This window comes from Cystobacter fuscus DSM 2262, assembly GCF_000335475.2.
In the GTDB taxonomy this organism is placed as follows: domain Bacteria; phylum Myxococcota; class Myxococcia; order Myxococcales; family Myxococcaceae; genus Cystobacter; species Cystobacter fuscus.
Genome location: NZ_ANAH02000001.1, coordinates 897,287 through 909,293 on the forward strand (window position 1 = coordinate 897,287; position 12,007 = coordinate 909,293).

13 protein-coding genes are annotated in these 12,007 nt (G+C 68.6%); 7 read left to right on the forward strand and 6 right to left on the reverse strand.

Annotation, left to right across the window (positions count from 1 at the left end):
• Positions 1 to 31: 31 nt before the first annotated feature.
• From D187_RS03495 to D187_RS03505, 3 genes are all read right to left on the reverse strand, one after another.
• Positions 32 to 1,501: an MDR family MFS transporter gene (locus D187_RS03495; protein WP_002628831.1), complete on the reverse strand. Its 1,470-nt coding sequence runs from the start codon at positions 1,499 to 1,501 to the stop codon at positions 32 to 34.
• A gap of 144 nt (positions 1,502 to 1,645) precedes the next feature.
• A complete protein-coding gene (locus tag D187_RS03500; RefSeq protein ID WP_002628830.1) occupies positions 1,646 to 2,467 on the reverse strand; it encodes a mechanosensitive ion channel family protein in 822 nt (273 codons plus the stop codon).
• 162 nt (positions 2,468 to 2,629) lie between these two features.
• The gene (locus tag D187_RS03505; protein WP_043428261.1) at positions 2,630 to 4,150 is read right to left on the reverse strand and encodes an acetyl-CoA hydrolase/transferase C-terminal domain-containing protein; all 1,521 of its coding nucleotides are present in this window, start codon (positions 4,148 to 4,150) and stop codon (positions 2,630 to 2,632) included.
• 214 nt (positions 4,151 to 4,364) lie between these two features.
• Here D187_RS03505 and D187_RS03510 point away from each other — a divergent pair, with 214 nt between their 5' ends.
• Together D187_RS03510 and D187_RS49345 are read left to right on the forward strand one after the other, a co-directional pair.
• The gene (locus tag D187_RS03510; RefSeq protein WP_002628828.1) at positions 4,365 to 4,751 is read left to right on the forward strand and encodes a BlaI/MecI/CopY family transcriptional regulator; all 387 of its coding nucleotides are present in this window, start codon (positions 4,365 to 4,367) and stop codon (positions 4,749 to 4,751) included.
• A complete protein-coding gene (locus D187_RS49345; protein WP_002628827.1) occupies positions 4,748 to 6,535 on the forward strand; it encodes a M56 family metallopeptidase in 1,788 nt (595 codons plus the stop codon). Before D187_RS03510 ends, D187_RS49345 begins: the two co-directional genes overlap by 4 nt.
• 49 nt (positions 6,536 to 6,584) lie before the next feature.
• On the opposite strand, the gene D187_RS03520 is transcribed toward D187_RS49345, so the two are convergent.
• Positions 6,585 to 6,908 carry a hypothetical protein gene (locus D187_RS03520; RefSeq protein ID WP_155893131.1) on the reverse strand — a complete coding sequence of 108 codons (324 nt, stop codon included), beginning with the start codon at positions 6,906 to 6,908 and terminating at the stop codon, positions 6,585 to 6,587.
• 106 nt (positions 6,909 to 7,014) lie between these two features.
• Entirely contained in the window at positions 7,015 to 7,722 is a 708-nt protein-coding gene (locus D187_RS03525) for an NAD(P)H-dependent oxidoreductase (protein WP_002628825.1), read from the reverse strand.
• A 104-nt stretch (positions 7,723 to 7,826) separates the two neighbouring features.
• Between D187_RS03525 and D187_RS03530 the strand changes: the two genes are divergently transcribed.
• Positions 7,827 to 8,261, forward strand: a complete 435-nt coding sequence (locus tag D187_RS03530) for a winged helix-turn-helix transcriptional regulator (protein WP_002628824.1) — start codon at positions 7,827 to 7,829, stop codon at positions 8,259 to 8,261.
• Here the strand turns inward: D187_RS03530 and D187_RS03535 are convergent.
• A complete protein-coding gene (locus D187_RS03535) occupies positions 8,243 to 8,815 on the reverse strand; it encodes a YbhB/YbcL family Raf kinase inhibitor-like protein (protein ID WP_245591586.1) in 573 nt (190 codons plus the stop codon). The two genes, D187_RS03530 and D187_RS03535, sit on opposite strands and share 19 nt — an antisense overlap.
• Before the next feature lie 361 nt (positions 8,816 to 9,176).
• Between D187_RS03535 and D187_RS56685 the strand changes: the two genes are divergently transcribed.
• From D187_RS56685 to D187_RS49350, 4 genes are all read left to right on the forward strand, one after another.
• Positions 9,177 to 9,353, forward strand: coding sequence for a hypothetical protein (locus tag D187_RS56685; protein ID WP_169433411.1), 177 nt, complete (start codon positions 9,177 to 9,179; stop codon positions 9,351 to 9,353).
• Positions 9,354 to 9,479: 126 nt separating this feature from the next.
• Positions 9,480 to 10,085 (forward strand): glutathione S-transferase family protein, encoded by a 606-nt coding sequence (locus tag D187_RS03540; RefSeq protein WP_002628821.1) that lies wholly within the window; start codon positions 9,480 to 9,482, stop codon positions 10,083 to 10,085.
• A 157-nt stretch (positions 10,086 to 10,242) separates the two neighbouring features.
• Positions 10,243 to 10,902 (forward strand): glutathione S-transferase family protein, encoded by a 660-nt coding sequence (locus tag D187_RS03545; protein ID WP_002628820.1) that lies wholly within the window; start codon positions 10,243 to 10,245, stop codon positions 10,900 to 10,902.
• 48 nt (positions 10,903 to 10,950) lie between these two features.
• Entirely contained in the window at positions 10,951 to 11,910 is a 960-nt protein-coding gene (locus tag D187_RS49350; protein ID WP_081713540.1) for a hemerythrin domain-containing protein, read from the forward strand.
• Positions 11,911 to 12,007 lie beyond the last annotated feature (97 nt).

Below are 12,007 nucleotides of genomic sequence, written 5' to 3' on the forward strand. Positions count from 1 at the left end.
GTGCCACTCCCATGTGCGCGAGGGGAACTCCTCAGTGCGGCGCCACCGCGTCGCTGGAGGGAAGCGTCGTGGGCGTGGGGCGCCGGGTCCGGGGGAAGAAGAGCCCGGCGGAGAAGGCGCCCAGGGCCGAGGCGCAGATGAGCCAGAAGTTGAGGGACAGGCCGCGGCCGAGCGCATCACCGAGCGTGCGCAGAACCTCGGGCGCGAGGCCCCGACCATGATCGGGACTGAGGATCTGATTGGCCGCGGACAGGGGAATGTGGGGATCCTCCATCAGCTTGGACACCATCACCCCGCCCATCAGTCCCACGCCCAGCGCCCCGCCGATGGTGCGGAAGAACATGTTGCTCGCGGTGGCCACGCCTCGCAGCTCCCAGCCCACGCTCGTCTGCACCGCGATGAGCAGCGACGTGGAGGCGAAGCCCAGGCCGAGGCCGAACACCCCCATGGCCACCTCGGGGACGAGCAGGGACGCGCCCGGCTTGAGCAGCAGCGCCATCAGCGCCGTGCCCGCGCCCGCCATCCCGAAACCGCCGATGATGAGCGGGCGGAAGCCCATCCGGAGGATGAGCCGCCCCGCCAGGAGGCTCGCCAGGGGCCAGCCGACGATCATCGGGGTGATCATCCCTCCGGCCAGCGTGGGCGAGCCGCCCAGCACGGCCTGCACGTACAGCGGCACGTAGGTGGTGGCACCGAACTGCGCGGAGGAGAAGAGCGCTCCGGCCACCGAGGAGATGGCGATGGCGGGAATCCGGAAGAGCGACATCGGCAGGAGGGGCTCGGCCGCCCGGAGCTCCACGAACACGAAGGCGGCGAGCAGCACCCCCGCCCCCAGGAGCGCGGGGAGCTGGTGCTCCATGCCCTGCACCCCGATGAGCAGCAGCACCACGCCCGCGGAGAGCAGCACCGCCCCCGCGATGTCCAGCCGCTGGGGTTTGCGCTCGACGCGCTCATGGAAGAAGACGCCGAGCAGGAACATCGCGCCCACGCCGATGGGGACGTTGACGAAGAAGATCCAATGCCAGGTGAGGTACTTCACGATGAGCCCGCCGGTGAGGGGACCCACCAGGCCGGCGATGCCCCACACGGCGCTGAAGGCCCCCTGGACGCGGGCGCGCTGCTCGAGCGTGTAGAGGTCCCCCACCACGGTGAGCGCCACGGGCTGCATGGCGCCCGCCCCGAGCCCCTGGAGCGTGCGGAAGGCGATGAGCATGCCCATGGACGTGGCCAGGCCACTGGCGATGGAGCCCACGAGGAACAGGCCCACGCCGAAGAGGAGCACGGGCTTGCGGCCGTAGAGATCCGAGAGCTTGCCGTAGATGGGGACGGTGATGGTGGAGGCGAGCATGTACGCGGTGAAGACCCACGCGTAGCTGTGCAGCCCGCCCAGGTCGCTGACCACCGTGGGCATGGCCGTGGAGACGACCGTCATCTCCAGGGCCGCCATGAAGAGACACAGGGCGAGGGCCAGGGTAGTCAGGGGGCGTTGCGTGGTCCGCATCCGCCCTGCCTAGCGGGTGGGCCGCCAGGGCGCCACCTCAAATGAACCCCGGCTCCACCCCGAGTCCTGCTCGACTCCACCGCGGTGATGAGCGTGCTCTCCGCGAGTCGTTGGACGCGCTCGCGGTGAGGGTCCGCCTGGCCTTCAGCCGACCTTGGCGATCTGCGGAGCGACGTTGCCCTGGGGAGCGGCGTAGCCCGAGAGGATCAGGGCCTCCGCGATGGCCTCGCCCATGCCGCCCGACACCGGGCCGAACGACGCGTTCTGGCACCACGCCTGGACCATCAGCACGGGGCCCTTCACGGTGAAATCCGCGAAGCCGATGGAGAGCGCGGGCTGAGCCAGCACCCCCGGCACCGCGGCCACCCGCTCCTCCAGGGCCCGCTTGATCGCGGCGACGTCGGCCCCGTGCCGCAGCGGCACCTTGATGGAGACCTGCCGGTTGGCGTGGTGGCTGTAGTTGACGATGTTGTCGCCGAGCAACCGGCTGTTGCCCACGATGATGCGCAGGTTGTCCGGCGTCTCGAGGACGGTGACGAACAGACCGACCTCCTGGACCGTGCCCGCCACCCCCGCCGAGGAGATCGAGTCTCCGACGCGGAAGGGCCGCAGCACGAGCAGGAAGACGCCCGCGGCGAAGTTGCCCAACAGGCCCGCCCACGCCGAGCCGATGGCGACGCCCGCCGCCGCCAGCAGCGCGGCGAACGAGGTGGTCTCGATGCCCATCATCCCCAGCAGCGCCAGCAGCAGCAGGATGGTGAAGGCACCCGAGAAGAGCGACTCGGTGTAGCGGATGAGCGTGGCGTCCAGCTTGCGCTTGTTGAGCGCGATGTTCAGCACGCGCTGGAAACCGGCGATGAGTGAGCGCCCCACGAACCAGAGGACGATCGCGGCACCCAGCTTCATGAAGAAGGGGAGGGCCTGCGTGAGGGCCAGGGTCTTGAGCTGCTCGATGAGTGATTCCATGGGAACGGGGATGCCTTTGAGGATGGGGCCGCCGTCCTTGGGGCGGCGGCTCCGCGCACATTAGCAAGCCTCATGCCCATGTGTCTGGCCCCCCCCGGGGCAGGGCCTGTCAGGGCCCATGCCTGACGTGTCAGCACGGGGTGTTGACGCGTCAGGCGCGGCTCAGCCGCCCTTGGGGAAGGAGGTGCAGGCCTCGCCGTACTCGCGCCACCAGCCCTCCAGGGCCTTGAGGTCGGTGGGCCGGGGCTCGTCGCCCGCGCCCGCCATGTCCAGGTAGGCGTGCAGCAGCGGACGGAAGTGCGGGTGCGCGCACTTGTCGATGATGTCCACGGCGCGGCGCTTGGGCGAGCGGATGTCCATGTTGAGCGCGTAGCCGTGCTCAGTGACGACGCACTTGATGTCGTGCTCGGTGTGGTCGATGTGCCGCACGTACGGCATCACGCAGCTCACCGTGCGCCCGTCCTTGAGCGGCCGGGTGGACGGCGTGTGCACGATGCTCACGTAGGCGTTGCGGAAGAAGTCTCCCGAGCCCCCCAGCCCATTGACGATGCGCGAGCCGTCGATGTGGGTGGAGTTGACGTGGCCGTAGATGTCCACCTCGATGGGGGTGTTCATCGCGATGACGAACAGGCGGGAGATGATCTCCGGGCTGTTGGACAGCCACATGGGCCGCAGCACCAGCTTGTCCCGGCAGCGCTCGAACAGCTCCATGAAGCGCCGGCGCCCGTCCGCCGAGAAGGACACCGCGGTGGCCGAGGCGTTCTCGAACTTCGCGTCGTCCTCCAGGTAGCGCAGCATTCCGTCCTGGAAGACCTCGGTCCAGAACCGGATCTTCTGGAAGGGGGACGTGTAGAGCTCGCCGATGATGGCGTTGGCCACGTTGCCCACGCCGGACTGGATGGGGGGCAGGCGCTCGCCCCAGCCGAACTGATCGCGGCACTGGAGCAGGAAGGCGATGACGTTCTGCGCGATGCGGCGGTCCGTCTCGCTCGTGCCCTTGAAGGGCACCGGATGGTCGGGCGTGCGCGACTCGACGACGGCCACCACCTTGCGGTGATCGAACTCGACGTTGGGCGTGCCGATGCGATCACGCACGTTGAGCAGCGGCAGCGGCCAGCCCACCTTGGGGTGCACCGCGGGCAGGGCGATGTCGTGGAAGCCCGTGTAGTCCGGCACCGCGGTGTTCACCTCGAGGATGACCTTGCGCGCCCGGAAGAGCGCCTCGGCGGAGATGCCCACCGACGAGGAGAGGATGACGCTGCCGTCCGCGAGGATGCGCGACACCTCGACGACGGCGACGTCGATCTCCCCATAGAAGCCGTACATGAGGTTGCGCGCGAAGGCGGACAAGTGCACGTCGGTGAAGTCCATCTCCCCCGAGTGGATGAGCTTGCGCGAGGCGGCCGAGGACATGTACGGCCCGCGCTTGCGGATGAAGGGCGCCATGGGCCCCTCCACGTCGTCGGCGAGCGAGGCACCGCTGAGCAGCGTGATGCGCGAGGCGGGGGCGGTCTCGGTGAAGTGCCGGGCCAGGGCCGGGAAGAAGGTCTTCGGCTCGCCCGACTTGGTGAAACCACTGATGGCCACGGTGTTGCCGTCGGTGACGTGCTTGACCGCCTCTTCCACCGGGACGACCTTGGCCAACAACTCCGCGTTCTCGATCCGCTTCTGCAGTGAGCTCATGGCGAGCAGCATCCAATGCCCCGGAATCGCTCCCCGCCACAAGCACACCGGCCCACAAGAAAAAGTCGTCGGAGCATTCAGCTGACAACGTTGGAAACCCGTCGCCTACCGAGCACCCCGGCGCGACGGCTTCACGTTCCCCCCGGCTTGACTACAACCGTAGTCAGGGCGTACCTTGCTTCGTGACGACACTTGTAGTCACGCGGGCGGGAACATGAAGAAGCCGGTGGGAGAGCAGGAGTTGACGCTGCTGCGCTGGGTGGCGGAGCACGGCCCCGTCACCGTGGGGGAGGCGGCGGAGAAGTTCGGCGAGCCGCAGGGGCTGGCGCGCTCCACCATCCTCACGGTGATGGAGCGGCTGCGGGGCAAGGGGCACCTCACCCGGCGCAAGGTGGAGGGCGTCTACCAGTACAGCTCGAGCATGCCGCTGGCGGAGCTCCTGCGGGGCGTGGTGGGGGACTTCGTGAAGAAGTCGCTGGCGGGCTCGCTGTCGCCCTTCGCCACGTGGCTGTCGGAGACCGACGAGGTCAGCGACGAGGAGCTGCGCCAGCTCGAGGACGCCGTCGCCCGGCTCAAGTCGAAGAAGGAGGGGGAGTCATGAGCGCGCTGGACTGGAACATGAGCAGGGAGTTCGCGCTCGCCGTGGCGCGGACGCTGTGGCAGGTGTCCTGGCAGGCGGCCCTCTGGGCGCTGGGGGTGTGGGCCCTCACGCGCGTGTGGCCGAGGCTACCCGCCTCCGTGCGAACCACGCTGTGGTGGCTCGTGGCGCTCAAGTGCCTGGTGGGCCTGTGCGCGGTGGGAGCGGTGCGCCTGCCACTGCTGCCCGCGCCCGAGACGTCCACGGCGCGCGGGGAGGCGGTGGCCCCCGGGCTCGCGCTGCCTCACGACGACGCGCGGCCGGTGGACGCTCCGCACGCGCCCGTGCGCGAGGAGACGCCCACGGAGGGTCCGCCCTGGAAGGAGGGGGTGCTGCTGCTGTGGCTCGGGGGTCTCGCATGGCAGGGGCGGGAACTGCTCCAGGGACTGGTGCGCCTGCGCCGCATCCGGCGCGAGGCCCGGCCGCTCGAGGACGACGCGCTCCACCAGGCCGCGATGACGCTGGGGCGGGAGCTGGGCCTCGCACGGGTTCCCCCCTTGCTCGTCTCCGAGCAGGCGCCGAGCCCCCTCGCGCTCGGCCTGCCGCGCCCCGAGATCATCCTGCCGCGCCGCGCGCTGGAGTCGCTCTCTCCCCTGGAGCAGCGCATGGCGCTCGCGCACGAGCTCGCCCACGTGCGGCGCCGGGACCTGTGGCTCGGCTGGGTGCCGGCGCTCGCGCGGGCCGTGTTCTTCTTCCACCCGCTCGTGCGGTGGGCCTGCCACGAGTACGCGCTCGCCCGTGAGGAAGCCTGTGACGCCGCCGCGCTCCAGGCCACCGGCGCCGAGCCCCACGACTATGGACGCCTTCTGCTCCTCTTTGGTGTCGCCCGCGCGCCGGCCGCGGCGGCGGCATCCGGTGCACCGTCACACCTCGCGGCCCTGAAACGGAGAATCGCCATGCTGGAACACGCGGATACTGATTCGAAGCGTCACCCCCACTGGGCCCGCTGGGTGCTGGGAGGACTCGCCCTGGTGGCGCTCGTCCCCTTCCAGGTGGTCGCCCGCGAGGCCCCCGTCACCGCCACGGCTCCCGGTGTCTCGGGCAACCTCGCCGTGCCCCTTCCCGCGCTGAGCGCCCCGCGAGGGGACGACGGTTCCGCACTCTCGTATGTCCTCATCGATCCTCCCCACCACACGACCATGTCCGGCTCGACGGAGGACTTGAGGGTGGCACGCGCGCTGGCGGGAGGGGGAAAGGAGCCCCTCCTCTATGTGCGCCGGGACGGCCAGGAGTACATCATCCGGGACGCGGCGACGTTGAAGGCCACCCTGGAGTCGTTCGACACGCAGCGGGCCATCGGCGAGAAGCAATCCGAGCTGGGCCACAAGCAATCCGAGCTGGGCCACAAACAATCCGAGCTGGGCCACAAACAATCCGAGCTGGGCCAGAAGCAGGCGACCATCGGAATGAAGATGGCGGCAGTGGCGCAGAAACGAGCCAATCTCGCCCTGGAGCGGCATCGGCTGGAGAGAACGAACGCGCCGGCGTCCCCGGAGTTCGAGCGCCGGGAGCAGGAGCTGGAGCGCGAGATGGAGCCGCTCGAAAAGCAGATGGAGGAGCTCGGCCGGCAGATGGAGGTCTTCACCCAGCCGATGGAGGAGCTTGGCCGGCAGATGGAGGAGCTCGGCAAGCCGATGGAAGAGCTTGGCCGGCAGATGGAGTTGGCCAACCAGGAGGCGCAGAAGAAGGTGCGGACCCTGTTGGACGACGCGATCCGCAAGGGCCTGGCCGAGCCCGTGAAGCGCTGACACCGCCGCTCGGAAAGCCAGGCCCTCCCCTGCTCACCCTCCCCATGGCTCAGCCAGCCGGGCGGACGACGATGCCCGTGAGCAGGGCGAGCACGGCCAGCACCGAGATGATGATGAGCGCCTCGGTACTGCCCCGGAAGGCGGTGCCGAACCCCTCCACGTCCTCACGTCCAGCGCTCGGCGTCTTCCGGCCGACCGCGTGGTCGATGACGAGCACCGTCAGGCTGATCGCGAGCCAGGCGCCCAGGGCCAGCCACGGCACCGAGTCGGCCAGGAGTCCCACGAAGAGCGCCACCACGGAGAGGGCGTATCCAATGGCATACGCCACATGGGATGGAGGGTAGAAAGCACGTCCAGGGGTTCCGGCGACCATGACACACACTCCCTCCCTCCCCTTTTAGAGTGAGACGCCCCCCGCTCCCGTCAACCGGGTCGAAGCGACCACTCCGGCAATCGCTCGCATCGGCCCCTCGTGGACCTCAGGCCCGTTCGCGTGACAACGTCTTCGGCTCGAACTTCGAGAACGCCGGGAAGCGCAGCGGCTCCGTCGTCTCCAGCGAGACGAGCCGCTGGCCATAGGCTTCGAGGTAGCGGGCCCTTGCCTCCTCCGCGACATGCGCGACGCTCCAGGCGGCGAACGGCGGCAGGACGTCGAACCCCGTGAAGCGGAAGATGCCGTGATGGATGGGGAAGAGCAACTGCTCCAGGGGACCGGACAACCCGCCCTCGGAGAACTGGCTCTCCGGGCCTCCCGTCGTGAACGAGAGCATGGCCCGCTTTCCACGCAGCACCCCGGTGTCGAACCACCGGCCGCCGCCGTAGATGGTCCCCATGGCGAACACCCGCTCCACCCACCCCTTGAGGATGGCCGGCAGGGAGAACCACCAGAGGGGGAATTGAAAGATGAGCACATCGCACCGCAGGAGCTTCTCGAGCTCGGCCTTGATCTCCGGCACGAAGCCCCCGCTCTCCGCCGCGTGCAACTCCTCCAACTGCTGCTTGAAGTAGGTGGGATCCTTGCGTGACACGAAGTTGCGGCGATCCGACACGGGATCCCACCCCATGGCGTAGAGATCGGACACCACGACCTGGTGCCCCTGTGCGCTCAGCACCTTCTGGGCATGACGGGTGAGCGCCCCATTGAAGCTCTGGGGCTCGGCGTGCGCGTGCACGATGAAGACATTCATGGAGACCTCTCGGTTGGAGGCTCCTCTTATTCACCCACTCTCTGCTGGATTCAAGTACTCATGATTTTCGCATATAGTCAGTAAAAGTAGAGTGTGGAGGACGGATGAAGAAACAACGCAAACCCTCGGACTTCTGCTGCCCGGTGGAATTGACCCTCAACGTCATCGGCGGGAAGTGGAAGAGCGTCATCCTCTTCTATCTGATCCAGAAGGGAACGCTGCGCTTCAACGAGTTCCGGCGGCTCATGCCGCGCATCACGCTGCAGATGCTCACCAACCAGCTGCGCGAACTCGAGATGGACGGGGTGGTGCACCGCGAGGTCTACCCGCAGGTGCCCCCCAAGGTGGAGTACTCGCTCACCCCGTTCGGCAAGAGCCTCGAGCCCATCATCCTCCTCATGATCGAGTGGGGACGGAGCAACGAGAAACGCCTGCTCGCGGGTACGGGCGAGGGGGCGGCCGCCCCGCTGGAGGAGACGTGCGCCCCGGTCGAGGCGCCCATGCGCCCACCCCGGCGGGCTCACCCGGGACGTGCGTAGACGCCCACGGTCTCGCCGAACGCGAGCACGTGCCCTTGCACGGCCCGGAAGAGTTGCTGGCGTCCGAAGCCCGGCTCGAGTTCGAGGCGGCGGTCGAGTGCCAGCACCTGGAGGTGGTAGCGGTGCGGGATGTCGCCCCAGGGCGGAGCGCAGCCGGTGTAGCCCACGCGCAGGAAGCTGTTGCGACCTTGCACCGCCACGTCCACCCCCTGCGCCGGGATGCCCTCGGGCAGGGAGTCGCGCCCGGCGTCCAGGTCCGCGACGAGCCAGTGGACGAACGGCTCGGGAGTGGGCGCGTCCGGATCCTCCATCCAGACCACGAAGGATTCAGTGCCCGCGGGGCCCGCGCCCCAGCGCAACGGCGGGCTGAGCCCCGCTCCATCGGCGGTGTAGTGCACGGGGATGTCGCGCCCCTTCACGAAGGCGGGACTCATCACCACCAGGGGAGCCACCTGGCTCAAGTCCAGCCGGTATTGGGCGAGCCGCTCTTCCCCCGCTCGCTCGCCGGGACGTCCGCGCAACATCCGGGGCATGCCCAGGACGAGGCTTCGCAACGTGTGGTTCAGGTTCATCCGCCGAAGGTAGGAACGGGTTCCCCTCCAGGCTTGAGCGGGCACTCGCCCGGCTGCTTCAGCTCGGCGGGAAAAAGACATCGGCTCGAAACGGCCTCGGGTTGTCCCCCTCCGGGGTTCACGTTAAGGTCGCGCCCCTTCTGGCCACTTGGCGTTCCGATGGCGGCTCGGGCACTCACTGCCCGGTCGTAGGGCGCCCGGGTGGCACCTGTTCACGGCCCAGACCCCCCGGCTCTCCACTGGTCGCGCGAACGGCGGACCCCATGGCGTTCCTCGAAATCGAGCTGCTCCGGGCCACCGCCGAGCGCATCGATAGACGGGGCCCCGGGCCCGGGAGGAACGTATGGAAGTGATCATCGTGTCGCTGTTGGGGATCCTGGCGTTTGGTGGCGTCTTCCTGCTTCTGGGCCCGGAGTGGTGGAGTTCCAGCCTGGGGACGCTCAAGAACAAGAAGAAGCCCGGCGAGGACGGCCCCTCCAAGGGTGGGTCCCAGCAGGACAAGTCCCAGAAGGGTGGGTAGTCGCGAGGCCCTCACGACAGGAGGGCAATGTGCGCAGCGAGCGCTGCCGCCGCCAGGAGATTTCCATGCTGGCGAGCGAGCACCCAGCGTACTCTCCCCCGCCCCCCTACCCCAGGAGAACGGCACATGAGCGACGAGATCGTCTTCTACCACAACCCCAAGTCGCGAGCGCAGATGGTGCACTGGATGCTCGAGGAGCTCGGTGGTGTCCCCTACCGGACCGTGCTCATCGACATGGAGAAGAAGGAGCACAAGACGCCGGAGTTCCTCGCCATCAACCCGATGGGCAAGCTGCCGACGCTCGTGCACGACGGCACCGTCATCACCGAGACGGCCGCGATCATCACCTACCTCGCCGACACGTTCCCCCAGGCCGGGCTCGCCCCGCTGCCGGGAGACCCGCGCCGCGGCACCTATCTGCGCTGGCTCTTCTTCGGCGCGGGCTGTTTCGAGCCGGCGCTGCTCGACACCATGTTCAAGCGTCCGCCGGTCGAGAGCAAAGGTGCCCTGGGCTACGGCAGCTACGAGGACACGATCAACGCGCTCAAGAAGATGCTCGTCCCCGGCCCCTACATCCTCGGGGAGCAGTTCAGCGCGGCCGACGTCTACGTCGGGGCCTCGCTGAGCTGGGGCGCGAAGTTCGGCGCGCCCGGTCTGGACGAGCCCATCTTCAAGAATTACATCGAGCGCATCACCTCGCGCCTGGCCTACAAGATCACGTCGGGCGGCTAGAGCCGTGGGCGGCAGCCGCCCCGTCAGTGTCCATTGGCCGGGGGCACCGCTCACGCACCAGGTGATAGCGTCGGACGAGCGAGCCATGGGCCCCGGGTTCTCCCGGGGAGAGGGAGGTCCGAGCCTCCTGATCGTCTGACCGTGAAAGGATGAAGAGATGGCCCGCATCCGGGTGAGCGCGTTTCGTTGGGTACCGCCTTTCGCGCAGGGAGTGGTGCGCGAGTTTCGTGTGCGCTGGGCGCTCGAGGAGGCGGGCCTCGCCTATGAAGAGCTGTTGATCGGACCGGAGGATCAACCGACCGAGGCCTATCGTCGTCTTCAGCCTTTCGGGCAGGTGCCCGCCTACGAGGAGGACGGGCTGGTGCTGTTCGAGTCCGGAGCCATCGTGCTGCACATCGCCGAGCGGTCCGAGGCACTGATGCCCCCCGAGCCTCACGCCCGGGCGCGCGCGAAGACCTGGATGTTCGCGGCGCTGAACACGGTGGAACCGGCGATCCAGAAGCTCGCCGAGATTGATTTGTTTCACCCTGGCGAGGAGTGGGCGAAGCAGCACCGGCCCCAGGCGGTCGAGGCGGTGAGGCAGCGGCTGGCGGACCTGGCGCGCTGGATGGAGGGGCGCGACTACCTCGAGGAGCGCTTCACCGCGGCGGACCTGCTCATGACGACGGTGTTGAGCATCCTGCGTCACACGCAACTGGTCGCGGAGCAACCGGTGCTCGAGGCCTACCACGCACGGTGCGCGGCACGGCCCGCGTACCGGAAGGCGATGGCCGACCACCTGGCACCCTTCGCCAGGAACGCACCACCAAGCGTCTAGCCATACCCGCACGAAGCGTACGAGCAGGCGGCCCTGGCGCGTCGCGTCATGATGCTTACCCATTGCGCCATGGACGCCATCTCTCTACTCAAACAGGACCACGCCACCCTCCGGAAGCTGTTCAAGCGCTACGAAGCGCTCAAACACGGAGGGGACGTCAGCAAGAAGCAGGAGATCTCCCGGCGCATCATCCTGGAGCTTTCCATCCACGCCGCCATCGAGGAGCAGGTCTTCTATCCCTCGGTGAAGGCTCACGATTCGAGGTGGATCGAGCGGATCGACGAGGCGCTCGAGGAGCACCGGGTCGCGAAGTGGGAGCTCGCCGCGATCGAGCGGATGAGCCCGGAGGAGCCGCGGTTCGACGCCCGGTTCACCGTGCTGGTGCAGAACGTGCTGCATCACATCGAGGAAGAGGAGAACGGGCTGTTCGCCCGCATCCACCAGACGTTCACCCAGGGGGAGCTCGACGCCATGGCGGACGCGCTCACCTTCGCGAAGCGCGCGGTGCCGACGCACCCACACCCGATGCTCCCGGATGAGCCGCCCGGCAACCTGGTGATGCCGCTGGTGGCGGTGTTCGACCGGGGCCGGGACCTGGTCACCGAGCTGGTGGAACGCGGCCTGGAGTGGGCACGGCAGCTCGGCGAGGTGGGACGCGAGCGCGCGGAGGAGGTGGGCGAGAAGGCACGCAAGTGGACGCTCGAGGCCCCGGGCCGGGGACTGAAGGTGTCCAGCGACGTGCTCGAGGAGACCCGGGGCATGGCGCGCGACGCGAGCCGGAATGCCCGGCGCATGGCGGAACAGGCGGCGAGTGATGTCACCCCCAGGACGGGAAACGGGGAGCCACGCCGCAATGGCGCGAGCGCCCACCGAGCGAAGGCGTCCCATCCGCCCAGGCAGCGGGGAAGCGTGAGCCGTCAAGCGAGCGCCCCCGCCGGGAAGACCGCGCGCAAACACACCACGAGCGAGAAGGGGAACTCCGCCGGGAAGTCCGCCCCGCGAGCGTAGGGGCGCCGCGGAGGTGAAGGTAGCGGGTTGCGCGCGCGTACCCGCTACCGGGCGCGGGCCTTCCTCGCCTTGCGAGTGGCGTGGACGCGCCGTTCTG